Source organism: Citrobacter sp. KTE30 (genome assembly GCF_000398825.1).
In the GTDB taxonomy this organism is placed as follows: Bacteria; Pseudomonadota; Gammaproteobacteria; order Enterobacterales; family Enterobacteriaceae; genus Citrobacter; species Citrobacter freundii.
Window position 1 is genome coordinate 3,016,594 of record NZ_KB976055.1, and the last position, 24,612, is coordinate 3,041,205.

17 protein-coding genes and 1 pseudogene are annotated in these 24,612 nt (G+C 51.8%); 12 read left to right on the forward strand and 6 right to left on the reverse strand.

Going from position 1 to position 24,612, the window contains the following annotated elements; genetic code table 11:
* Positions 1–340: 340 nt before the first annotated feature.
* Positions 341–3,010, forward strand: a complete 2,670-nt coding sequence (rcsD, locus tag WC1_RS08610) for a phosphotransferase RcsD (protein ID WP_003845134.1) — start codon at positions 341–343, stop codon at positions 3,008–3,010.
* A 16-nt stretch (positions 3,011–3,026) separates the two neighbouring features.
* Positions 3,027–3,677, forward strand: coding sequence for a response regulator transcription factor RcsB (rcsB, locus tag WC1_RS08605; RefSeq protein ID WP_003027592.1), 651 nt, complete (start codon positions 3,027–3,029; stop codon positions 3,675–3,677).
* 112 nt (positions 3,678–3,789) lie between these two features.
* Here rcsB and rcsC read toward each other — a convergent pair whose 3' ends face one another.
* Complete coding sequence (gene rcsC / locus WC1_RS08600; protein WP_016150685.1) at positions 3,790–6,636, reverse strand: two-component system sensor histidine kinase RcsC; 2,847 nt, start codon at positions 6,634–6,636, stop codon at positions 3,790–3,792.
* Between the two features lie 121 nt (positions 6,637–6,757).
* Positions 6,758–9,394, reverse strand: coding sequence for a DNA topoisomerase (ATP-hydrolyzing) subunit A (gene gyrA / locus WC1_RS08595; protein WP_003027598.1), 2,637 nt, complete (start codon positions 9,392–9,394; stop codon positions 6,758–6,760).
* A 158-nt stretch (positions 9,395–9,552) separates the two neighbouring features.
* On the opposite strand from gyrA, the gene ubiG reads away from it, so the two are divergent.
* The 5 genes and pseudogenes from ubiG to WC1_RS25135 form a co-directional block, all read left to right on the forward strand.
* A complete protein-coding gene (ubiG, locus tag WC1_RS08590; RefSeq protein WP_003027601.1) occupies positions 9,553–10,281 on the forward strand; it encodes a bifunctional 2-polyprenyl-6-hydroxyphenol methylase/3-demethylubiquinol 3-O-methyltransferase UbiG in 729 nt (242 codons plus the stop codon).
* Between the two features lie 488 nt (positions 10,282–10,769).
* Positions 10,770–13,055, forward strand: a complete 2,286-nt coding sequence (nrdA, locus tag WC1_RS08585; RefSeq protein ID WP_003027604.1) for a class 1a ribonucleoside-diphosphate reductase subunit alpha — start codon at positions 10,770–10,772, stop codon at positions 13,053–13,055.
* Positions 13,056–13,165: 110 nt separating this feature from the next.
* Positions 13,166–14,296: a class Ia ribonucleoside-diphosphate reductase subunit beta gene (gene nrdB / locus WC1_RS08580; RefSeq protein ID WP_003027605.1), complete on the forward strand. Its 1,131-nt coding sequence runs from the start codon at positions 13,166–13,168 to the stop codon at positions 14,294–14,296.
* Positions 14,296–14,550, forward strand: a complete 255-nt coding sequence (gene yfaE / locus WC1_RS08575; protein ID WP_003027609.1) for a ferredoxin-like diferric-tyrosyl radical cofactor maintenance protein YfaE — start codon at positions 14,296–14,298, stop codon at positions 14,548–14,550. Before nrdB ends, yfaE begins: the two co-directional genes overlap by 1 nt.
* A 21-nt stretch (positions 14,551–14,571) precedes the next feature.
* A pseudogene (locus WC1_RS25135) lies at positions 14,572–14,661 on the forward strand (hypothetical protein); the annotation flags it as partial.
* Positions 14,662–14,723: 62 nt separating this feature from the next.
* Here WC1_RS25135 and glpQ read toward each other — a convergent pair.
* Entirely contained in the window at positions 14,724–15,791 is a 1,068-nt protein-coding gene (glpQ, locus tag WC1_RS08570; RefSeq protein WP_003839410.1) for a glycerophosphodiester phosphodiesterase, read from the reverse strand.
* Between the two features lie 3 nt (positions 15,792–15,794).
* The gene (glpT, locus tag WC1_RS08565) at positions 15,795–17,153 is read right to left on the reverse strand and encodes a glycerol-3-phosphate transporter (protein WP_003845119.1); all 1,359 of its coding nucleotides are present in this window, start codon (positions 17,151–17,153) and stop codon (positions 15,795–15,797) included.
* A gap of 270 nt (positions 17,154–17,423) precedes the next feature.
* Here glpT and glpA point away from each other — a divergent pair, with 270 nt between their 5' ends.
* The 4 genes from glpA (at position 17,424) to WC1_RS24505 (ending at position 22,007) form a co-directional block, all read left to right on the forward strand.
* On the forward strand, positions 17,424–19,052 hold the full coding sequence (gene glpA, locus WC1_RS08560; RefSeq protein WP_003845117.1) for an anaerobic glycerol-3-phosphate dehydrogenase subunit A: 1,629 nt from the start codon (positions 17,424–17,426) through the stop codon (positions 19,050–19,052).
* The gene (gene glpB / locus WC1_RS08555; RefSeq protein WP_016150686.1) at positions 19,042–20,301 is read left to right on the forward strand and encodes a glycerol-3-phosphate dehydrogenase subunit GlpB; all 1,260 of its coding nucleotides are present in this window, start codon (positions 19,042–19,044) and stop codon (positions 20,299–20,301) included. The genes glpA and glpB overlap by 11 nt, the downstream gene beginning before the upstream one ends.
* Positions 20,298–21,488: an anaerobic glycerol-3-phosphate dehydrogenase subunit GlpC gene (glpC, locus tag WC1_RS08550; protein WP_003027620.1), complete on the forward strand. Its 1,191-nt coding sequence runs from the start codon at positions 20,298–20,300 to the stop codon at positions 21,486–21,488. Before glpB ends, glpC begins: the two co-directional genes overlap by 4 nt.
* A 318-nt stretch (positions 21,489–21,806) precedes the next feature.
* Complete coding sequence (locus WC1_RS24505; RefSeq protein ID WP_016150687.1) at positions 21,807–22,007, forward strand: RpnC/YadD family protein; 201 nt, start codon at positions 21,807–21,809, stop codon at positions 22,005–22,007.
* 38 nt (positions 22,008–22,045) lie between these two features.
* Here WC1_RS24505 and WC1_RS08545 read toward each other — a convergent pair whose 3' ends face one another.
* A complete protein-coding gene (locus tag WC1_RS08545; protein ID WP_016150688.1) occupies positions 22,046–23,242 on the reverse strand; it encodes a nicotinamide mononucleotide deamidase-related protein YfaY in 1,197 nt (398 codons plus the stop codon).
* 79 nt (positions 23,243–23,321) lie between these two features.
* Positions 23,322–23,864 (reverse strand): YfaZ family protein, encoded by a 543-nt coding sequence (locus WC1_RS08540; RefSeq protein WP_016150689.1) that lies wholly within the window; start codon positions 23,862–23,864, stop codon positions 23,322–23,324.
* A 317-nt stretch (positions 23,865–24,181) separates the two neighbouring features.
* Here WC1_RS08540 and nudI point away from each other — a divergent pair, with 317 nt between their 5' ends.
* On the forward strand, positions 24,182–24,607 hold the full coding sequence (gene nudI / locus WC1_RS08535) for a nucleoside triphosphatase NudI (RefSeq protein ID WP_003027643.1): 426 nt from the start codon (positions 24,182–24,184) through the stop codon (positions 24,605–24,607).
* The last annotated feature ends 5 nt before the right edge of the window (positions 24,608–24,612 follow it).

A 24,612-nucleotide genomic window follows, 5' to 3' on the forward strand; every position in this document is an offset into this window, starting at 1 on the left:
CGAATGCTCAGCGTTCGGTTTTTTTTTACCCTTCTTTACACAAAACTTACCTTTCTGTGCTACCGATGCAAAACTATAACGACTATTAACTATCTCATAGCACTGCACTCAGATATAAGCCTGACAAATAATTGATTGTTATTTAATGCTAAATGTATACTTTCCGTACGAATATTTGTACCCGCCGTTATCCACTGTACACCTTTGCACCGTCACGGGTGCAACCAAATGAGGCGTAAAAAATGCAACCTCTGCCGCGCGGTGTAAGTGTGGTAATTCATACATTACCCTTTATACTGCCCCTTCATCTTTCGCGTCGTTTAACAGGTCATAAACACGAATGAGTCAGTCTGACACAACGGTTTCCACCCGATTCTCCCTGTTGCCAGGAAGTATTACCCGTTTCTTCTTATTACTGATCGTTGTGCTGTTGGTGATGATGGGTGTTATGGTCCAGAGCGCCGTCAACACCTGGTTAAAAGATAAGAGCTATCAGATCGTCGATATTACCCATGCCATTCATAAAAGGGTCGATACCTGGCGATACGTGACCTGGCAAATCTATGACAACATTGCCGCCTCAACCAGTTCGCCGGGTGCAGAAGGGCTGCAGGAAACGCGTCTGAAACAAGATGTCTATTATCTTGAGAAGCCACGCAGAAAGACCGAGGCGCTGATTTTCGGCTCGCATGACAGTTCTACATTGGAAATGACCCAGCGCATTTCAACATATCTGGATACGTTGTGGGGCGCAGAGAATGTCCCATGGTCAATGTATTACCTGAATGGTCAGGACAACAGCCTGATCCTAATCTCGACGTTACCGCTGAAAGATCTTACCTCCGGTTTTAAAGAATCGACGATTGGGAATATTGTCGATTCCCGGCGCGCTGAGATGCTGCAACAGGCTAATGCGCTAGATGAACGTGAAAGCTTCTCTTCACTACGCCGTCTGGCCTGGCAGAACGGGCATTACTTCACGCTACGCACGACCTTTAATCAGCCAGGACATCTGGCAACGGTTGTCGCCTTTGACCTGCCGATTAATGACTTGATCCCGCCCGGTATGCCGCTGGACAGTTTCTATCTGGAACCTGATGCCACCTCAACGACCGAGCACCTGAATGAAAAAGAGTCGCCTGACAGCGTCAGCATTAATTTCAACAACAGTAAAATTGAGATCTCTTCAGCGCTAAACTCAACGGATATGCGGCTGGTATGGCAGGTTCCGTTTGGCTCATTGCTGCTCGACACATTGCAAAGCATTCTGCTACCGCTTTTGCTGAACATTGCGTTGCTGGCCCTGGCGCTGTTTGGCTACACCACTTTTCGCCACCTCCCAGTCCGTTCCACCCAAGTGGCGCCAAACCTTGCGGCAAATAATGAACTGCGCGTTCTTCGCGCAATCAATGAAGAGATTGTTTCCCTTCTGCCGCTGGGATTACTGGTACACGATCAGGAAGCAAATCGTACGGTTATCAGCAACAAAATTGCCGATCACCTGCTGCCGCATTTAAATCTGCAAAACATTACCAACATGGCAGAGCAGCATCAGGGAATCATTCAGGCCACCATCAATAATGAACTGTATGAAATAAGACTGTTTCGCAGCCAGATCTCCCCGAGAACGCAGATCTTTATCATTCGTGACCAGGACCGCGAAGTGCTGGTCAATAAGAAGCTGAAACAAGCGCAGCGGCTGTATGAGAAAAATCAGCAGGCCCGCGCGGCCTTTATGCAGAATATTGGCAGCGCGCTGAAAGACCCCGCGAAAACGTTGGCTGCCAATGCCGCCGCGCTCAATACACCGGACAGCCAGAAACTGGCAAATCAGGCCGACGTTCTGGTGCGAATGGTGGACGAAATCCAGCTAGCCAACCTGCTGGAGAACGATGCCTGGAAAGGTGAATCCACACTGTTTTCCGTGCAGGCATTAATTGACGACGTAGTTCCGGAGGTTCTGCCAGCCATTAAGCGTAAGGGGCTGCAGCTACTGATTAAAAATCACCTTAGCGCCCATGATGAACGCCGTGGCGATCGCGATGCCTTGCGCCGTATTTTGCTGCTATTGATCCAATATGCGGTAACCACCACGCAGATTGGTAAAATCACGCTGGAAGTCGACCAGGATGAGTCAGAGGCTGAACGCCTGACCTTCCGCATTCTGGATACCGGGCAAGGCGTCACATTGAATGAAGTTGATAATCTCCATTTCCCGTTCATCAATGACACGCAGGGCGATCGGTATGGCAAAGCCAACCCTCTGACGTTCTGGTTGTGCGATCAGTTAGCCCGTAAGCTTGGCGGACACCTGAATATCAAAGCGCGGGAAGAACTTGGAACACGTTATATAGTCCATGTTAAAATGCCACTGCACGATCAACATGCTGATAGTGAAGAGCGCCTGTTGGATGACGTCTGCGTAATGGTTGATGTCACCTCAAATGACGTACGTAGCATTGTATTACGTCAGCTGGAAAACTGGGGGGCAACCTGCATCACGCCCGATGAACGGTTGAATAGTCAAGAATATGATCTCTTTTTAACGGATAATCCGTCTAATCTTACTGCTTCAGGCCTACTTTTAAGCGATGATGAGTCTGGCGTGCGGAAAATTGGCCCTGGCCAACTGCGCGTTAACTTTAATATGAGCAATGCTATGCAGGAAGCTGTCCTTGAGCTGATTGAAGAGCAACTGGCGCAAGAAGGGTTCCAGGAACTCCCCCTCGGCGGAGATGAAAACGCCGAACTTCATGCCAGTGGTTACTACGCTCTCTTTGTAGACACAGTACCGGATGATGTTAAGAGGTTGTATACTGAGGCGGCTATCAGCGATTTCGCTGCGTTAGCCCAAACGGCCCATCGCCTGAAAGGCGTGTTTGCCATGCTTAATCTGGTACCCGGCAAGCAGTTATGTGAAGCGCTGGAACATCTTATTCAAGAGAAAGATGCTCCAGGTATAGAAAAATACATCAGCGACATTGACGTTTACGTCAAGAGCTTGCTGTAGCAAGGTAGCCCAATACATGAACACTATGAACGTAATTATTGCCGATGACCACCCGATTGTACTGTTCGGTATTCGTAAATCACTTGAGCAAATCGAGTGGGTAAATGTTGTCGGCGAATTTGAAGACTCCACTGCACTGATCAACAATTTGCCTAAGTTGGATGCGCATGTGTTGATTACCGACCTCTCCATGCCGGGAGATAAATACGGTGATGGGATCACGTTAATTAAATATATCAAGCGTCATTTCCCGAGCCTGTCGATTATCGTTCTGACCATGAACAACAATCCGGCTATTCTGAGCGCGGTACTGGATCTCGATATTGAAGGGATTGTACTGAAGCAAGGTGCGCCAACCGATCTGCCGAAAGCGCTTGCCGCACTACAGAAAGGTAAGAAATTCACCCCGGAAAGCGTGTCTCGTCTGCTGGAAAAAATCAGCGCCAGCGGCTATGGCGACAAACGTCTGTCACCGAAAGAGAGTGAAGTTCTGCGTCTGTTTGCCGAAGGTTTCCTGGTTACTGAAATCGCGAAAAAACTCAACCGCAGTATTAAAACCATCAGCAGCCAGAAAAAGTCGGCAATGATGAAACTCGGTGTGGAAAACGATATCGCCCTGTTGAATTACCTCTCTTCCGTAACGCTGAGTCCCTCAGACAAAGAGTAATTCTTTTAACACCAAAGTGCCTGATGGCACGCCGTTTATCAGGCCTACGAATGACACTGCGTGGTGCGTGTTCCGTAGGCCGGATAAGGCAAGCGCCGCCATCCGGCATCTGTTATTCCCGCGCCTTCCTCACCCTTTCCGCATAGACCGTCAGCGTTTGCTTCAATACATCCAACGTCACTGGCTTAGACAGACAGCTATCCATACCCGATTCCAGGCAACGCTGCTTCTCTTCGGCCAGCGCGTTGGCCGTCACGCCGACAACCGGCAGCGTTAACCCTAACTGGCGGATACGCTGGGTCAGGCGATAACCATCCATGTTTGGCATGTTGACGTCACTCAGCACAATGTCGATATGATTTTTGCTGAGCACATTGAGCGCATCCACACCGTCATTCGCGGTTTTACACTGATATCCCAACGATCCCAATTGATCGGCCAGTAAGCGCCGGTTTATAGGATGATCGTCAACAACCAGGATCATCATGTCATCGTTCGTCGCACCGGCTTTATCCGGGGTTGGCAGCGCCGTGGAGAGATCTTCACTCCCCAACTCTACACTGTAGATATGTGCCAACAGCGCAGGCAGTTCGTGCGGTGACGCCACGCTGTGTACCCATTCTCCAGGCTCTCTTTCCAGCGGAATGCCAATATGTCGGCGGCAGAAAATCACCGCTGCTCGCCCCTGCCAGGCCTGTTCCAGCACATCGTCGGCCACCAACAGGTCATCCGCATCGGGCTGTTGTCCCTCATATCGCAGCACCTTCATCCCATTACGCGTCAGGCTGGATTCGAGAAAGTGGTACAGTGACGCATTACGTACTGCCAGCCAGCAACGCGTGCCAGCCAATCCTTCAACACCCTTTTTCAGCGGATACTGTGCGCCATAAAGCGGAATACGCAGCGTAAACTGGCTCCCCATTCCCGGCTCGGAATCGACGGAAATATCCCCATCCATCATGCTGATCAGTTTTTCACAGATCGCCAAACCAAGTCCCGTTCCCTGGAAATTACGCTGTACGCCAGTCCCCACCTGGAAGAAAGGATCGAACAACCGAACCACCTCTTTGGCAGGGATCCCTACACCCGTATCACGCACTCGAATGCTCAGGTAGTCGCCGCTGCACTGCACGTGCAACACAATACAACCGGTATCGGTAAACTTGATTGCGTTACTCAGTAGATTAGAAATCACCTGTTGTAAACGCATCGGATCGCCATTCAGCGCCACAGGCACATCCGGATCGATAAAGCAGTACAACCCCAACTGCTTGCGGACCACCAGCGGCAAATAGTTAGCCGTAATATGGTTCATGACTTCACGCGGTGAAAACTCTCGCGGTTCAATCTTCAGCTGTTCAGATTCAATCTTTGAGAAGTCGAGAATATCGCTGATAATTTTCAGCAGCAGGCTGGAAGAGTTATTCATCGCCGTTACCAGACGATCCACCCCACTCGGTAACTCTTTGGTTTGCAACAAATCAAGGTTACCGATAATACCATACAGCGGGGTACGTAGCTCATGGCTCACCGTCGCAAGGAACATCGATTTTGACTGGCTAGCCTGTTCCGCCGCCTGTGCCATCTCCTGCAACGACTCTTCCATTTTAACGCGCGCACTGACATCAACAAGGACACAAATTGCCACGTTTTCATTACGATAGCGCGAGTGCACAAAGCTGATTTGCAGATTGGTATTGTTGCTGGTCAGCACATCAACAAAATTGACCTGTTGGCCGCAAATAATTTGCGTTAACCGCTGACGGTCTTCATGCGTCAGCATGTTCAGATAGGTGTGCGCCAGTTCGTTACTCAGGATATTAATGCCATCCATCGTGCGCAGAATACAAATACCCACCGGCGCAGAAGCCACGATTTTACGGTTAAACTGCTCATGTTCTTCCAGCCGCTGAGCATCACTTTCCGCTGGAATAAAAATGCGCCGTTCATACATGCGCGTGAGCATAAACAATGCCGCCCCGACCAGCACGTTCAGCAATATAGCGTTCAGGATCATCATGCGGATCCGCTCCAGCACCAGGTCAACAGGAACGGAGTACACGATGCTCAGGGAGGACGGAGGCAGATTTTTCTTCAATACCAGCTCGCGGAAACCCGGCGTGTAACCAAACCAGGAGCGCTCCTGCATCCAGTGGGGCTCAGCCTTAATATTCCCTTCAGGGCCGGTGAGAGAAATTAGCGCATGGCCATTTTCGTCGAGGATGGTCACGCCCATCGGTAAACTGCCCGGCGTGAAGAAATTCTCCATGCGAATAGGTTGCTCTACGCCCAACAGCGCCTGGAGACGATTGGCGAGGTAAACCGGCGTCAGTGCATAGAAATACCCTACCCCCGGACGCGGCCCCTGGCTAATCCAGAACAAGTTGTTGCCGTTATCTTCTTGCGTAGCATTGCGATACTTAATAATGCGCTCATGCAGAGCCTTCAGGGCCTCGTCTCGTTCGACGGGCATATCACGCAAACCGAAATTGGCCATACAGAGGTTGTCGCTGCCGATCAGGAACACTCGATTTAAATCATAAGCGGCGGAAAAGTTGTCGCGCCAGTAGCGCATAAACCATGCCAGTGATTCCAGAGAACCTCGCCAGGCGTTACCCATTACGGAACAGTCGGAGTCGGCAAACAGCGGCTCAAAATTAGGCACGACGGTTTTATCATCTCGCGCCCGCAACGACATCACGCCGTTTTCCGCTGTTAAGCGATTTTCGGCAATATATTTCAGCTCTTTAATCACATCAGAGGTGCGCTGAATGTAACGTTGGGCCTGATCGGAGCTGAGATTAAGCTCCTGATGGATTTCAGACTCTCGCTGGTGCAGCGCATTCACAATGTAAAACACGGAGGCAAACGCAATCAGACACCAGATAACGAGCGCCAGCGCTCTGAACAGGTAGCGTGAGACTTTTAGGGTTGAATGAACGGAAGCAAGGTATTTCAAAGGGGCGAAGCTCCGCCTCAGGGCATTAATAGAGTGTGGTTAAGGTAGCGATAAATGTCTTTTGTCGCAATGCCATTAAAAAAAGGGCCGGAGTTCTCCGGCCCTTCTTATTACGTTTTAATTACTCTTCAGCGTCATCCGCTGCATCATCATCGCTTTCCGCTTCAGGCGCGATATCCTCGTCACCTTCAGCTGCACTTCCGTCGATGGAGTCGAGCTCTTCATCATCAACCGGTTCAGCAACGCGTTGCAGACCCACAACGTTTTCGTCTTCCGCAGTACGGATAAGGATAACACCCTGGGTATTACGCCCTACCACGCTGATTTCCGACACGCGAGTACGTACCAGCGTACCTGCATCGGTGATCATCATAATCTGGTCGGTATCTTCAACCTGTACTGCGCCAACAACGGAGCCATTACGCTCGGTGACTTTGATGGAGATAACACCCTGCGTACCACGAGACTTGGTTGGGTATTCGCTTTCCGCTGTACGCTTACCGTAACCGTTCTGCGTGACGGTCAGGATTGCCCCTTCACCGCGTGGAACGATCAGGGAAACAACGGAGTCTTCACCTGCCAGTTTGATCCCGCGAACACCGGTCGCCGTACGACCCATCGCGCGAACTGCGTTCTCTTTAAAACGCACCACTTTACCGGCAGCAGAGAACAGCATAACTTCGTCATTACCGGACGTCAGATCAACGCCAATCAGTTCGTCGCCTTCGTTCAGGTTGACGGCGATAATACCGGCAGAACGCGGACGGCTGAATTCGGTCAATGCCGTTTTCTTCACGGTACCGCTGGCGGTTGCCATGAAGACGTTGACGCCCTCTTCGTACTCGCGTACCGGCAGAATTGCGGTGATACGTTCGTTCGCTTCCAGCGGCAGCAGGTTAACGATTGGACGTCCACGCGCACCACGGCTCGCTTCCGGCAGTTGATAAACCTTCATCCAGTACAGACGACCACGGCTGGAGAAGCAGAGGATCGTGTCATGGGTGTTGGCCACCAGCAGGCGGTCGATAAAGTCTTCTTCTTTAATGCGTGCTGCAGATTTGCCTTTACCGCCACGACGCTGCGCTTCGTAATCGGTTAACGGCTGATATTTCACGTAGCCCTGATGAGACAAGGTCACGACAACATCTTCCTGGTTAATCAGATCTTCGATGTTGATGTCAGCGCTGTTCGCGGTAATTTCGGTCCGACGCGCGTCGCCGAACTGTTCACGAATCAGCTCCATCTCTTCACGGATAACTTCCATCAGACGATCTGCGCTGCCCAGAATGTGCAGCAGTTCAGCGATCTGTTCCAGCAGCTCTTTGTATTCGTCGAGCAGTTTTTCGTGCTCAAGGCCGGTCAGTTTCTGCAAACGCAGATCCAGAATAGCCTGAGCCTGCTGTTCAGTCAGGTAGTACTGACCGTCACGCACGCCAAATTCCGGCTCCAGCCATTCAGGGCGCGCGGCGTCATCACCAGCACGTTCCAGCATGGCGGAAACGTTGCCCAGTTCCCACGAACGCGCAACCAGCGCGGCTTTCGCTTCTGCCGGGGTCGGCGCACGACGGATCAGTTCGATGATCGGATCGATGTTCGCCAGCGCAATTGCCAGCGCTTCAAGGATGTGCGCACGGTCGCGGGCTTTACGCAGTTCAAAGATAGTACGACGAGTTACGACTTCACGGCGGTGACGTACGAACGCGGCAATAATATCTTTCAGGTTCATGATCTTCGGCTGGCCATGGTGCAATGCAACCATGTTGATACCGAAGGAAACCTGCAATTGGGTCTGGGAGTAAAGGTTGTTCAGAACCACTTCCCCGACCGCATCGCGTTTCACTTCAATCACGATGCGCATACCGTCTTTATCAGACTCGTCACGCAGCGCGCTGATACCTTCAACGCGTTTGTCTTTTACCAGTTCGGCGATTTTCTCAATCAGGCGCGCTTTGTTTACCTGATACGGAATTTCGTGGACGATGATGGTTTCACGACCCGTTTTGGCATCCGCTTCGACTTCCGCGCGTGCGCGAATGTACACTTTGCCACGACCGGTACGGTAGGCTTCTTCGATACCACGACGACCGTTGATGATCGCTGCAGTCGGGAAGTCCGGACCCGGAATGTGTTCCATCAGCCCTTCAATGCTGATGTCTTCATCGTCAATATATGCCAGACAACCGTTGATCACTTCAGTCAGGTTGTGCGGCGGAATATTGGTCGCCATACCTACCGCGATACCGGACGAACCGTTCACCAGCAGGTTAGGAATTTTGGTCGGCATGACGTCAGGAATTTGTTCGGTGCCGTCGTAGTTATCGACGAAATCAACCGTTTCTTTTTCCAGGTCAGCCATCAGCTCATGGGCGATTTTCGACATACGGATTTCCGTATAACGCATCGCCGCTGCGGAGTCGCCATCGACAGAACCAAAGTTACCCTGACCATCTACCAGCATGTAACGCAAGGAGAATGGCTGCGCCATACGAACAATGGTGTCGTAAACGGCGGTATCACCATGAGGGTGGTATTTACCGATTACGTCACCAACGACACGGGCAGATTTTTTATAGGCTTTATTCCAGTCGTTGCCCAATACGTTCATGGCGTAAAGTACGCGACGGTGAACCGGCTTCAGGCCATCTCGGACGTCTGGCAGCGCACGGCCAACAATGACCGACATCGCATAATCCAGATAGGAGCTCTTCAGCTCTTCCTCAATGTTGACCGGTGTAATTTCTCTCGCAAGGTCGCTCATCTAACCGCTATCCCTCTACTGTATCCCGGATTCAAAGGTCGCAAATTATAACACATACGTGAAGATTCAGGTAAATGGATTCCCCCTGACAGAGGCTTTATTCATCCCGTCAGGCTGATATACTCATTTGCATCGCAAATTTAGGAGTAGAAGCCCCAATGAATGCCGAAAAACCCCCGGTTACTCACAACGTTGACCATGAAGAAATTGCCAAGTTTGAAGCAGTCGCGTCACGCTGGTGGGATCTTGAGGGTGAATTTAAGCCACTGCACCGTATTAACCCGCTGCGTCTGGGCTACATTACTGAGCGCTCAGGTGGCCTGTTTGGTAAAAAGGTTCTCGACGTCGGCTGCGGCGGCGGCATTCTGGCGGAAAGCATGGCGCGCGAAGGCGCAACCGTCACCGGGCTGGACATGGGCTTTGAACCGTTACAAGTCGCAAAACTGCATGCGCTGGAGAGCGGCATCCAGGTGGAGTACGTACAAGAAACTGTCGAAGAACATGCGGATAAGCATGCGCATCAGTATGACGTTGTGACCTGCATGGAAATGCTGGAGCACGTACCAGATCCGCAGTCGGTGGTCAGGGCCTGCGCCAGACTGGTTAAACCGGGCGGCGAAGTCTTTTTTTCCACGCTTAACCGCAACGGCAAATCCTGGCTGATGGCGGTGGTCGGAGCGGAATATATTCTGCGGATGGTGCCGAAAGGAACGCATGATGTGAAAAAATTCATTAAGCCCGCTGAACTGTTAGAGTGGGTTGACCAGACCGTGCTGAAAGAGCGTCATATGACCGGCCTGCACTACAACCCCATCACCAACACCTTCAAACTCGGTCCGGGCGTTGATGTGAACTATATGGTGCATACCACCGCCAAAAGCGAATAAACCAGCGCTCATGGCCTTATGACGCTGGATTGTAGGCCGGATAAAGCGCGCCAGCGCCGCCATCCGGCACGACTCCGGGCTTTAACGCCTGATGGCGCTTCGCTTATCAGGCCTACGTTATTACGCATCGCCTACCAATCCTGAGTAGTACCGGTACAGCAATTTTTGCGCCAGATCATAAGAACTTTCCTTACCTTAGATGAAGAAATCAGCACTCGATCAAAATTTCTATTTTTTTTCTCAATTATTGACATCCCCGCCAGGCCTTATAAGACGCGCACTTAGCGATTCTCACCCTTTTGCAACCTCAATTTAACCTCAAAATCAACTCTTGTGCTGAAAAGAATCCCTACTAGAATACTCACCATATAGCGTCTATTTTATCAAACAACCCCTACATATAGTATTTATCCACAGACTTAGTCACAACATGACTCTGTGGATAATATGGGGGATATTTTTTCTTTCACGGACAGGTAAAAAACCACATGAATCAGAGTCTGCTGGTGACAAAGCGTGATGGTAGTACAGAGCGCATCAATCTCGACAAAATCCACCGAGTTCTGGATTGGGCGGCAGAAGGACTGAATAACGTATCGATCTCTCAGGTCGAGCTGCGCTCCCACATTCAGTTTTATGACGGTATCAAGACCTCCGATATCCATGAAACAATCATCAAAGCTGCCGCCGACCTGATCTCCCGCGAAGCGCCGGATTATCAGTATCTGGCCGCCCGTCTGGCGATTTTCCATCTGCGCAAAAAAGCCTATGGCGAGTTTGAACCGCCAAAACTGTTTGACCATGTCGTGAAAATGGTTGAAATGGGCAAATACGACAATCATCTGCTGGAAGACTACACGGAAGAAGAGTTCAAGCAGATGGACTCGTTCATCGTACACGATCGTGATATGACCTTCTCCTACGCTGCGGTGAAGCAGTTAGAAGGCAAATATCTGGTGCAAAACCGTGTTACCGGTGAGATCTATGAAAGCGCACAGTTCCTCTACATTCTGGTAGCAGCCTGCCTGTTTTCTAACTATCCGCGTGAAACACGTCTGCAATATGTAAAACGTTTCTACGACGCCGTTTCTACGTTCAAAATCTCGCTGCCGACGCCGATTATGTCCGGCGTGCGTACCCCAACGCGTCAGTTCAGCTCCTGCGTACTGATCGAGTGCGGCGACAGCCTTGACTCCATCAACGCAACCTCCAGCGCGATTGTGAAATACGTTTCTCAGCGTGCCGGTATCGGCATTAACGCCGGTCGCATCCGTGCGCTGGGTAGCCCGATTCGCGGCGGTGAAGCGTTCCACACCGGCTGTATTCCGTTCTACAAGCATTTCCAGACTGCGGTGAAATCCTGCTCTCAGGGTGGCGTACGCGGCGGTGCAGCCACGCTGTTCTACCCTATGTGGCACCTGGAAGTTGAAAGCCTGCTGGTCCTGAAAAACAACCGTGGCGTCGAAGGCAACCGCGTTCGTCACATGGACTACGGCGTACAGATCAACAAACTGATGTACACCCGTTTGCTGAAAGGCGGCGACATCACCCTGTTTAGCCCGTCCGACGTCCCGGGTCTGTATGACGCGTTCTTCGCCGATCAGGATGAGTTCGAACGTCTGTACACCCAATATGAAAACGACGACAGCATCCGCAAACAGCGCGTGAAAGCGGTTGAGCTGTTCTCACTGATGATGCAGGAACGTGCCTCTACTGGTCGTATCTATATTCAGAACGTTGACCACTGCAACACCCATAGCCCGTTTGATCCGGTTGTCGCGCCGGTACGCCAGTCCAACCTGTGCCTGGAAATCGCCCTGCCGACCAAACCGCTGACCGACGTTAACGATGAAAACGGCGAAATTGCGCTGTGTACGCTGTCCGCATTTAACTTGGGCGCTATCGAAAGTCTGGACGAACTGGAAGAGCTGGCCGTACTGGCGGTACGTGCGTTGGATGCGCTGCTCGATTACCAGGATTATCCGATTCCGGCCGCCAAACGCGGTGCGATGGGGCGTCGTACGCTGGGTATTGGCGTTATCAACTATGCCTACTGGCTGGCGAAAAACGGTAAACGCTACTCTGACGGCAGCGCCAATAACCTGACTCACAAAACCTTTGAAGCGATTCAGTATTACCTGCTGAAAGCGTCTAACGAGCTGGCGAAAGAGCAAGGCGCATGCCCGTGGTTTAACGAAACCACCTATGCGAAAGGCATTCTGCCGATCGATACCTATAAAAAAGACCTGGATGCTATCGTCAGCGAATCCCTGCATTACAACTGGGAAAGCCTGCGCGAATCAATTAAAACTCACGGTCTGCGTAACTCCACGCTCTCCGCTCTGATGCCGTCCGAGACCTCTTCGCAGATCTCCAACGCCACCAACGGTATTGAACCACCACGCGGTTACGTGAGCATCAAAGCATCGAAAGATGGAATTCTGCGTCAGGTCGTGCCGGACTACGAACACCTGCACGACGCATATGAACTGCTGTGGGAAATGCCGAACAACGACGGCTACCTGCAGCTGGTAGGTATCATGCAGAAATTTATCGATCAGTCGATTTCTGCCAACACCAACTACGATCCGTCGCGCTTCCCGTCCGGAAAAGTACCGATGCAGCAGTTGCTGAAAGACCTGCTCACCGCCTACAAATTTGGTGTCAAAACGCTGTATTATCAGAACACCCGTGACGGTGCGGAAGACTCTCAGGACGATCTGGTACCGTCCATTCAGGACGATGGCTGCGAAAGCGGCGCATGTAAGATTTAATCTTTTGCCGGGTGGCGTAGCGCTTACCCGGCCTACAAATTAATTCGCGGTATTGTAGGCCGGATAAGCAAAGCGCATCCGGCAGTACATTCCAGACAGGATTCACATCAATGGCATACACCACTTTTTCACAGACGAAAAATGATCAGCTTCTGGAACCGATGTTCTTCGGCCAGCCGGTGAACGTCGCCCGCTACGATCAGCAAAAATATGACATCTTTGAAAAACTGATCGAAAAGCAGCTCTCTTTCTTCTGGCGTCCGGAAGAGGTCGATGTTTCTCGCGATCGTATCGATTTCCAGGCATTGCCGGAACATGAAAAACATATCTTCATCAGCAACCTGAAGTATCAGACGCTGCTGGACTCCATTCAGGGACGTAGTCCAAACGTCGCGCTGCTGCCGTTAATCTCGATCCCTGAACTGGAAACCTGGGTGGAAACGTGGGCGTTTTCTGAAACAATCCATTCCCGCTCCTACACTCATATTATTCGCAATATCGTTAACGATCCGGCGGTGGTGTTTGACGATATCGTCACTAATGAGCAAATCCAGAAACGCGCAGAAGGTATTTCCAGCTACTACGACGAATTGATCGAGATGACCAGCTACTGGCATTTGCTCGGTGAAGGTACGCATACCGTTAATGGCAAAACGGTTGTCGTAAACCTGCGTGAGCTGAAGAAGAAGCTGTATCTGTGCCTGATGAGCGTCAACGCGCTGGAAGCGATCCGCTTTTATGTCAGCTTCGCCTGCTCCTTCGCATTCGCCGAACGTGAACTGATGGAAGGCAACGCGAAAATTATTCGTCTGATCGCCCGCGACGAAGCCCTGCATCTGACCGGTACTCAGCATATGCTGAACCTTCTGCGCAGCGGTGTAGACGATCCGGAGATGGCGGAAATTGCCGAAGAGTGCAAACAAGAATGTTACGACCTGTTCGTACAGGCCGCGCTGCAGGAAAAAGAGTGGGCGGATTATCTGTTCCGTGATGGCTCAATGATTGGCCTGAACAAAGACATTCTGTGCCAGTACGTTGAGTACATCACCAACATCCGTATGCAGGCTGTCGGACTCGATCTGCCTTTCCAGACCCGCTCTAACCCGATCCCGTGGATCAATACCTGGCTGGTGTCTGATAACGTCCAGGTCGCACCGCAGGAAGTGGAAGTCAGCTCTTATCTGGTCGGTCAGATCGATTCGGAAGTTGATACCGACGACCTGAGTAACTTCCAGCTCTGATGGGCCGCGTGACTTTGCGCATCTCTGGCACACAACTGCTGTGCCAGGATGAACATCCTTCCCTACTTGCCGCACTCGAGTCGCACGATGTTGAAGTCGAATATCAGTGTCGTGAAGGCTACTGCGGCTCCTGTCGTACCCGCCTGGTGGCGGGACAGGTTGACTGGATTGCCGAACCTCTGGCCTTCATTCAACCGGGTGAAATATTGCCCTGCTGTTGCCGGGCAAAAGGCGATATTGAAATAGAGCTGTAACGCAAGGCGGGATAAAAATTGTTACTGGTAAAAGAGCCGCCGATGAACGGCAGCCCTTTATTTCTCCTGCAGGCATGTAGGAAAACGTTAACAGCAGACGGCCTTATCTAGCAGTTAATCACGTTTCGTCCAATAAGGCCTGTGACCGGAGGTGCATCACAGGCCTTATGCCATTACTCTTTATTCAGGAATTTCACTGCTTTGTCGGGGAAGTCGGTGAACAGCCCGTCAACGCCCGCTTTGTTATAAAGAATGTCATACAGCTGGTTTACGTCAGTGGTGTAATCCGGCAGTTGATCGGCGCGAACGGTATAAGGATGCACCACCATCTTATTCTGATGTGCGTCCTGCACCATGCCTGTTAACGAGATATTGCCCTTCTTCGACTTCTCATCAATCAGCATGTGGTAGTCCGGCCCAATGCCGTCCGCATACTGCGCAACCTGCTTCATGGCACCCGGTTTAAACATCCAGTCGTAGTTGTAATTAACCCAACTGCCGTCTGGCTTTTTCTCCTGAGTTTCATTCCAGTCAGTGTACGCAATCAACTGTACCAGATTGAGATCCATCCCCATCTTCGGTTCCAGTTCATTCTTAATGCGCTTTAACTCTGCGACATCAAAACACTGCAGATAGACCTTGTCGTTCTTGTCGGTGTACCCGTACTTTTTCAGTACTTCCAGCGTCTTAGCCGCAATGTCCTTCCCTTCCTGATGATGGAACCACGGCGCTTTCATTTCCGGGTAAATGCCGATGTTTTTACCGGTTGAATGATTTAATCCCTGAACGAACTCAATTTCTTCTTCGAAAGTGTGCACACGGAAATCAGATTTACCCATCGGGAAACGCCCCGGGTAGGTCTGGACCTTTTTGCCATTTTCGATATCAAAGCCTTCAGTAAACTTCAGCGACTTGATCTCATCCAGCGTAAAGTCGATAGCGTAGTAACGCCCATCTTTACGCGCGCGATCCGGGAAACGCTCGGCAACATCGGTGACGCGGTCAAGATAGTGGTCATGCAGGACAACCAGATGGTCGTCCTTAGTCATCACCAAATCCTGTTCCAGGTAATCCGCTCCCTGAGCATAGGCCATCGCTTTCGCAGGTAACGTATGCTCCGGTAGATAACCGCTGGCGCCACGGTGCGCAATCACGACTTTATCTGCGGCAACCGCCGCGCTGCTCACAACCATACCTGCCAGCATCAGCGCCACGCTGAGACTTTTCAATGTGGTTTTCATCTATTAGCCCCCGTTACGCTTGAGCTGGATCTCTTCGTGATGGCGTTTTTCGCCAATCATGACGACTACCAGCAGAATAACCGCCAGCACACTACCGCCAATCATCACCATAAAGCCGCCGTCCCAACCGAAGAAGTCAACGGTGTAGCCGACAATGGCGCTCGCAGCCACAGAACCGCCGAGATAACCGAACAGACCAGTAAAGCCAGCCGCCGTACCTGCCGCTTTTTTCGGTGCCAGTTCCAGCGCATGCAGACCAATCAACATGACCGGGCCGTAGATCAGGAAGCCGATGATAATCATACAAGCCATATCTACGTTCGGGTTGCCTGCCGGGTTCATCCAGTAAACGATGGTCGCAATCGTCACCAGCGTCATAAAGAACACGCCGGTCGCGCCACGGTTTCCACGGAAGACTTTATCCGACATCCAGCCACACAGCAGCGTGCCCGGAATACCCGCATATTCATACAGGAAGTAGGCCCAGGATGATTTATCCAGTGCAAAATGCTTCACTTCTTTCAGGTAAGTCGGCGACCAGTCCAGGATGCCGTAGCGCAGCAGATAAACAAACACGTTGGCGATAGCGATGTACCACAACAGTTTGTTCGGCAGTACGTACTGCATGAAGATCTGCTTCGCAGTCAGCTCTTCTTCCGCTTTCTCGTTGTAATCGTCCGGATAATCGTTCTTGTACTCTTCGATTGGCGGCAGACCACAGGACTGTGGCGTATCACGCATCAAAGCAAAAGCAAACAGCGCGACAACGATCGCACCGAAAGCAGGCATGTACAGCGCCGCTTTCCAGTCATTGAACCAGGCCATACCCAGCAGGAACAACAGAGGAGGCAGACCGCCACCCACGTTATGCGCACAGTTCCAAACGGAAACGATGCCGCCACGCTCTTTCTGCGACCACCAGTGCACCATGGTACGACCACACGGCGGCCATCCCATCCCCTGGAACCATCCGCAGAGGAACAGCAGCACAAACATAATCGCAATGCTCGATGTCGCCCACGGTACAAAGCCCATAAACAACATCACTGCCGCAGCCAGTATCAGACCCGCAGGCAGGAAAACGCGCGGATTCGAGCGATCCGAAACGGACCCCATGATGAATTTCGAAAATCCGTAAGCAATGGAGATACCGGACAACGCAAAACCCAGATCGCCACGCGAGAACCCCTGCTCAACCAGATACGGCATCGCAAGGGCAAAGTTCTTACGTACCAGATAGTACGCGGCATAACCAAAGAAAATCCCCAGAAAAATCTGCCAACGTAATCGACGATATGTCGGGTCGATCTCCGCTGCAGGCAAACGCGCCGTGTGTGACGCTGGTTTAAAAATGCTCAACATAGTGTAGCCTCCGTGGCCGTCTTTCATTCGAAGTAAACACTGCAGTTCGTCATTACTACCCTACCGCTCCCAGTGTGGCCGCGATGTTAAGGAAAGATACATAACAAAAATGTGAAACGCAGCACATATTGTTACAGATTTATGACAAATGTTCATAAAGGCGCACGAAATCACGTTTCATTTTCGAATAATGAGCGATTATGCGCGAAATCAAACAATCCATGTTTTTTATGTGGCTAAATGATAAAAAACGAACTGTGAGGAAAAACAATGAAAACTCGCGACTCGCAAACAAGTGACGTGATTATCATTGGTGGAGGAGCAACAGGTGCAGGGATCGCACGCGATTGTGCGCTGCGCGGGTTGCGCGTCATCTTAGTGGAACGCCACGATATCGCCACAGGTGCGACCGGGCGCAACCACGGCCTGCTGCACAGCGGTGCACGCTACGCCGTCACCGATGCTGAATCTGCCCGTGAGTGCATCAGCGAAAACCAAATTCTGAAACGTATCGCCCGCCATTGCGTTGAGCCAACGGACGGTCTGTTTATTACCCTGCCGGAGGATGAGCTCTCCTTTCAGGCGACCTTTATTCGCGCCTGTGAAGAAGCAGGGATTCGCGCAGAAGCGATTGACCCTCAGCAGGCACGTATCATCGAACCTTCCGTGAATCCACAGCTGATTGGTGCGGTAAAAGTGCCGGACGGCACGGTTGATCCTTTCCGCTTAACCGCCGCCAACATGCTGGATGCGCGTGAGCATGGCGCGGTTATCTTAACGGCGCATGAAGTGACAGGACTGATTCGCGAAGGCGCGACGGTTTGCGGCGTTAACGTGCGCAATCATCTGACGGGCGAAATGCAGTCCCTGCATGCACCGGTTGTCGTTAACGCCGCCGGGATTTGGGGTCAACGCATTGCGGAATATGCCGATCTGAGCATCCGTATGTTCCCGGCCAAAGGTTCGTTGCTGATTATGGATCATCGCATTAACCAGCATGTCATCAACCGCTGCCGTAAACCGTCTGACGCCGATATTCTGGTGCCAGGCGATACCATCTCATTGATCGGTACCACCTCGCAGCACATTGATTACGATGATATCGACAGCAACCGTGTCACCGCAGAAGAAGTCGACATTCTGCTGCGTGAAGGCGAGAAACTGGCGCCGATTATGGCGAAAACGCGCATTTTACGCGCCTACTCCGGCGTGCGTCCGCTGGTGGCCAGCGATGACGATCCCACCGGTCGTAACGTCAGCCGTGGGATTGTGCTGTTCGATCACGCAGAGCGTGACGGACTGGAAGGGTTTATCACCATTACCGGCGGCAAACTGATGACTTACCGCCTGATGGCGGAATGGGCTACCGATGCTGTTTGCCGTAAGCTGGGCAATACCCAGCCTTGCACAACCGCAGACACCGCGTTGCCTGGCTCACAGGAATCTACCGAGCATACGCTTAAACGCGTTATTTCGTTACCTGCGCCGCTACGCGGTTCGGCAGTCTATCGCCATGGGGATCGTACCCCAGCGTGGCTGAGCGAAGGCCGTCAACATCGCAGCCTGGTCTGTGAATGCGAAGCGGTCACCGCAGGCGAAGTGCAATACGCCGTCGAGAATCTAACCGTCAACAGTCTGCTCGATTTACGTCGCCGTACCCGCGTCGGAATGGGGACCTGCCAGGGCGAATTGTGTGCCTGTCGCGCTGCAGGTTTGCTGCAACGTTTTAATGTCACTACCGCAGCACAATCCATTACTCAGCTTTCCGACTTCCTCAACGAACGCTGGAAAGGTGTGCAGCCTATCGCCTGGGGAGATGCACTGCGCGAAAGCGAATTCACTCGCTGGGTTTATCAAGGGTTGTGTGGTCTGGAAAAGGAGCACCAGGATGAAATTTGATACCGTCATTATCGGCGGCGGCCTCGCTGGACTGCTATGCGGCCTGCAACTGCAAAAAAGCGGACTGCGCTGCACGATTGTTACCCGCGGCCAAAGCGCCCTGCATTTTTCCTCCGGCTCACTGGATTTGCTCAGCAGCTTACCCGATGGTCAACCGGTGACGGATATAGAAGCGGGTTTGAATGCGCTGCGCACTCAGGCACCCGCACATCCGTATAGCACCATCGGAACGCAGAACGTTCTGGAACTGGCCCAGCAGGCGCAAAATTTACTGGAAGAATGCGGAACGCATTTGCAAGGCAACGTGCATCAGGCACATCAACGTGTTACCCCGCTGGGCACCCTGCGCTCAACCTGGTTAAGTTCCCCGGAAGTGCCGGTCTGGCCGCTGTCCGCGCAGCGTATATGCGTTGTAGGGATTAGCGGGTTACTGGATTTTCAGGCGCATCTCGCCGCGGCGTCATTACGCCAACGTAATCTCAGCGTCGAGACGGCTGAAATCGAACTGCCGGAACTGGATGTCCTGCGTGATAACCCAACTGAGTTTCGCGCCGTTAATATTGCGCGCCTGCTGGATAACGAAGATAAATGGTCGCTGCTCTATGACGCATTGCTGCCAATGGCAAAAACCTGCGACATGATAATCATGCCGGCCTGCTTTGGTCTGGCAGATGAGCGACTCTGGCAGTGGCTTAACGAGCGCCTCCCCTGCTCGCTGACACTGTTACCGACCCTACCTCCTTCGGTACTGGGCATGCGTTTACACAACAAATTGCAGCGCCAGTTTGTGCGCCAGGGCGGTGTGTGGATGCCGGGTGATGAAGTGAAGAAAATCACCTGTCAGGACGGCGTGGTCAGCGAAATCTGGACCCGAAATCATGCCGATATCCCCTTGCGGCCACGTTTCGCCGTGCTCGCCAGCGGCAGTTTTTTCAGCAGCGGGCTGGTCGCCACGCGTGAGGCAATCCACGAACCAATCCTGGGACTGGATGTACAGCAAACAGCTACCCGCGCCGAGTGGTATCAGCGTGACGTTTTCGACCCACAACCGTGGCAACTGTTTGGCGTCACAACCGATGCCACATTGCGCCCATCACTGGCGGGAAAAACAATAGAGAACATGTACGCCATCGGTTCCGTCCTCGGCGGATTCGACCCTATCGCCCAGGGTTGCGGAGGCGGCGTGTGCGCAGTCAGCGCCTTACATGCCGCACATCATATTGCGAAACGTGCAGGAGGACAGCAATGAGCGACACACGTTTTGAAAGTTGTATCAAATGTACGGTGTGCACCACCGCCTGCCCGGTAAGCCGCGTCAACCCGAGCTACCCGGGCCCTAAGCAGGCCGGCCCGGACGGTGAACGTCTGCGCCTGAAAGATGGCGCGCTATATGACGATGCGCTGAAATACTGCATCAACTGTAAACGCTGCGAAGTGGCCTGTCCGTCAGACGTGAAAATCGGCGATATCATCCAGCGCGCGCGCGCCAAATACGACACGACGCGCCCATCGCTGCGTAACTTCGTCTTAAGCCATACCGATTTAATGGGGAGCGTTTCCACCCCCTTCGCCCCAATAGTGAATACCGCCACCTCACTAAAACCGGTACGTCAGTTGCTGGATTACGCGCTAAAAATCGATCATCGCCGTACGCTGCCGAAGTACTCCTTTGGCACCTTCCGCCGCTGGTATCGCAGCATTGCCGCACAGCAGGCGCAGTATCAGGATCAGGTCGCCTTTTTCCACGGCTGTTTTGTGAATTACAACCATCCCCAGCTTGGCAAAGACCTGATCAAGGTGTTGAATGCGATGGGAACCGGCGTGCAACTGCTGAGTAAAGAGAAATGCTGTGGCGTGCCGCTGATTGCTAACGGATTTACAGATAAAGCGCGTAAGCAGGCGGTCAGCAACGTGGCCTCACTCCGGGAAGCGATTGATGGCAAAGGCATTCCGGTGATCGCCACCTCATCAACCTGTACCTTTGCGCTACGTGATGAATATCCGGAAGTGCTGGATGTCGACAACTCAGGCCTGCGAGAACACATTGAACTGGCAACCCGCTGGCTGTGGCGCAAGCTGGATGAAGGTAAAACGCTGCCGCTGAAAACGCTGCCACTGAAGGTGGTCTATCACACACCATGTCATATGGAGAAAATGGGCTGGACGCTTTACACGCTGGAGCTACTGCGACAAATTCCGGGGCTGGAGCTGACGGTGCTGGATTCTCAGTGTTGTGGGATTGCCGGGACTTACGGCTTTAAAAAGGAAAACTATCCGACTTCACAGTCTATTGGCGCACCGTTATTCCGCCAAATTGAAGAAAGCGGCGCTGATATCGTCGTCACCGACTGCGAAACCTGTAAATGGCAGATTGAGATGTCTACCAGTAAGCGTTGCGAACATCCTATCACCCTGCTTGCCAAAGCGTTGGGTTAAACCTGTTGCCCGGTGGTATTTGCTACCGGGCATTTTTTGCGTAGCCCGTTCCGCTTGATTGAATACGTTGCAGTCGGACATATTTATCTCTGATTCATCCACGCAAAGACCCCATTTCCCGCATGCAGCGCATATTAAAAGTGGATACCGTCACGCCATCTTCTCTATCAGTTACAAGCACCATTAGTTACAAGCACTGCTAATGACAGCCAGCTACAAACGCTATTTAATTACCTGCTACGGTACGGTGACGTTTCTCACGTCAGCGAATTTATCCATGAAGTTGCCGAACGTTCCCCCCATCATAAGGAGAGGTTGATGACAATCGCAGAGAGGCTAAAACAAGAAGGTCACCACAATGGGCTACAACAAGGGATACAACAAGGATTAGCGCAAGGAGTACAGAAAGGTACACAAGAAGAAGCCTTACGTATCGCGCGCATGATGCTGGAAAATGGAATTGATCGTGATTTGGTTCGGTTAATTACTGGGCTATTGCCTGACGATGTCACAGAATGAGTCAGATTGGGAAGGTTTGTAACCTTCCCTGTTAATAATTAAATCGTGAGCGACTCAACCACTTCGATCCAGCCGTGCTCGCTGGCAAGATCCTGATTGTTAAGCCAACGGCGCAGCATATTTAGCGCCATCATTGCGCACACTTCCTGACGAATCGACAAGCTGTAGCGATTAGCGTTCAGCCGAACGCGCAAACCATATGTCCCATTGGGGGTGGCCAGCGCAAAGTTAATATGTTCGTTTTCGAAAGCTGATATCGCCAAAGCCAGCCCGGCATAATGTTTGCTACGTCGCTCGGTTACCCAATGCGCCGTTTGCGCCAGCGTTTCTTCCTGGGGCGGAACAACTTCACTCGCCAACAACGGAGCATTAGCGCGAGAAAGCTGCAACGCGACCAGACCACCGGTAAATTGTTCGCTCAGCGTCAGGCTGTATTGCCGTTCCTGTAACGTGCGGGCAATTTGTGCGGGCAAGCCTTCCGTACCTTCGAAAATCATATTCTGTCCGGCAACTCGCTTAACTTCTGGCCACAGCGCCAGCATCGCTTCACGTTGGGAATCCGGCCCGGTCAGCTTCAGCTCAATAATCGGCATTGAGGAGCGATATCCCATTGTTACACCCGGTGGCAAAGTTAGTGGATCCAGGCTTTGTGCCAGCTCGCTTTCAGAACGGCCAAAGGTGGTTAATCGCAGGCATAACGGGGGCTGAGCCAAAGAGAAACGCTCACGCAAACGCGGCAGAATCTCATGCTCAACCATGACTTTGAATTCTGACGGTACACCCGGTGTAAAGAACATCAGGCAGCGGTTAAGCTTCAGGGCGAACCCACACGCGGTACCCACCGGATTATTGATAAACTCCGCGCTGGCGGGAAGTTCAGCCTGTTTGCGGTTGCTCGGCGCCATCACGCGGCCACGATCGCGGAAATATCGCTCCATCTCGGCGAGCCATGCGTCATGCAACACCAGCCCTTCGCCTTTTGCCGTTGCCGCTGCCAGCGCGCTCAAATCATCGCTGGTTGGCCCCAAACCGCCATTAACGATCAGTATATCGGCGTGTTCGCTACGCTCACGCAAAACGGCGACTAAATCGTTAAGATTGTCACCTACCGTGTTGCGGCGTGTTAGCGGTAAACCCTGATTAAAGAAAAAATCGGCCAGCCAGGCGGCATTGGTGTCGACGATTTGTCCGTGCAACACTTCATCCCCGGTGGATAGCATCTCCACGTTTAACATCGTGTTCTCCTGCTTTTATGATGAAAACACTATAACGCATGGAGGGGGGAAGGCGCGACTGAACGCCGCGCCAGAAATGTTAGAAGCTGGCGTTAACCCCAACGTACGGGCCATCAGCAATTGCGTTATCACGGTTACCGTCTTTACCTGCCAGGTTCAGGTAACGATAACCGGCTTCGATGCTCAGCGGACGCATAATAGTCAAACGTGCACCAGCATTTGCTTCTTCATAGCTGTCGATACCGCTGGAAAGCGAATCAGGAGAGTAATAGTACTCACCAAACAGACGAATGCTGTCGCCGATCGGCCACTGTAAACCACCACCGACAGCCGCAGCATAACCTTCATCGCCATCGTTTGGATTGGTATATACACCTTTACCACCAACGGTCGCCAACAGTGGACCCAGCGGGATATTCAGCCCCAGGCCCAGCCCAGCAACATCGCCGTCGTCATCATTATGCATCCAGTTGCCGCTGACGGCCAGACCGGTGGTCTCAGTACCCATACCGAATCCAAGGTTGGTGTAGTCTTCGCCAGCCTGACCGTTGATGCTAATCGCGTTTGCCGAAGCAGAAACGAACAGTATTCCGGCAAAACCCAACAGTAAACTTTTTTTCATTTTCTATCCTTTCCTGCAAGAATCAAAACATAGCCCCAAAACCGGTGAATTGTACTGTCAGATGACGAGGAATCAATGAGCTAAAAAAGCGATGCAAGACCATATTGTAACTAAATACTACTTAATGAGATTAGATAAGGTTAAATTTTTGTATGTAATCTATCGTTCGCATCCCTGAACGCCATTTTCAACAACAATCAATTTTTCCTCGCCCGTACGGACTTAATCGTCGATGAAGCGTTTTTTCTCCAGCCAGCAAAAGGTAAGATAGGTGGATGATGGAATTCTTAATACCCGCCCCTGCAAGGACTTGACCTATGCGCCAAAGAACAATTGTTTGCCCATTAATTCAAAACGATGGCTGCTATTTACTCTGCAAAATGGCTGACGACCGCGGCGTGTTTCCCGGTCAGTGGGCGCTGTCTGGCGGTGGCGTTGAGCCGGGTGAGCGCATCGAAGAAGCTTTGCGCCGGGAAGTGAGAGAGGAGCTGGGCGAGCAGCTGGTGTTATCAGAAATTACGCCATGGACTTTCAGTGACGATATTCGTACCAAAACATACGCGGATGGCAGCCAGGAAGAGATTTATATGATTTATCTCATCTTCGATTGTGTGGCAGCTAATCGTGAAGTGAACATTAACGAAGAGTTCCAGGCGTTCGCCTGGGTTAAAGCGGAAGATCTCGGCACCTACGACTTAAATATCGCCACACGTAAAACGTTAACCTTGAAAGGGTTACTGTAAGTCCC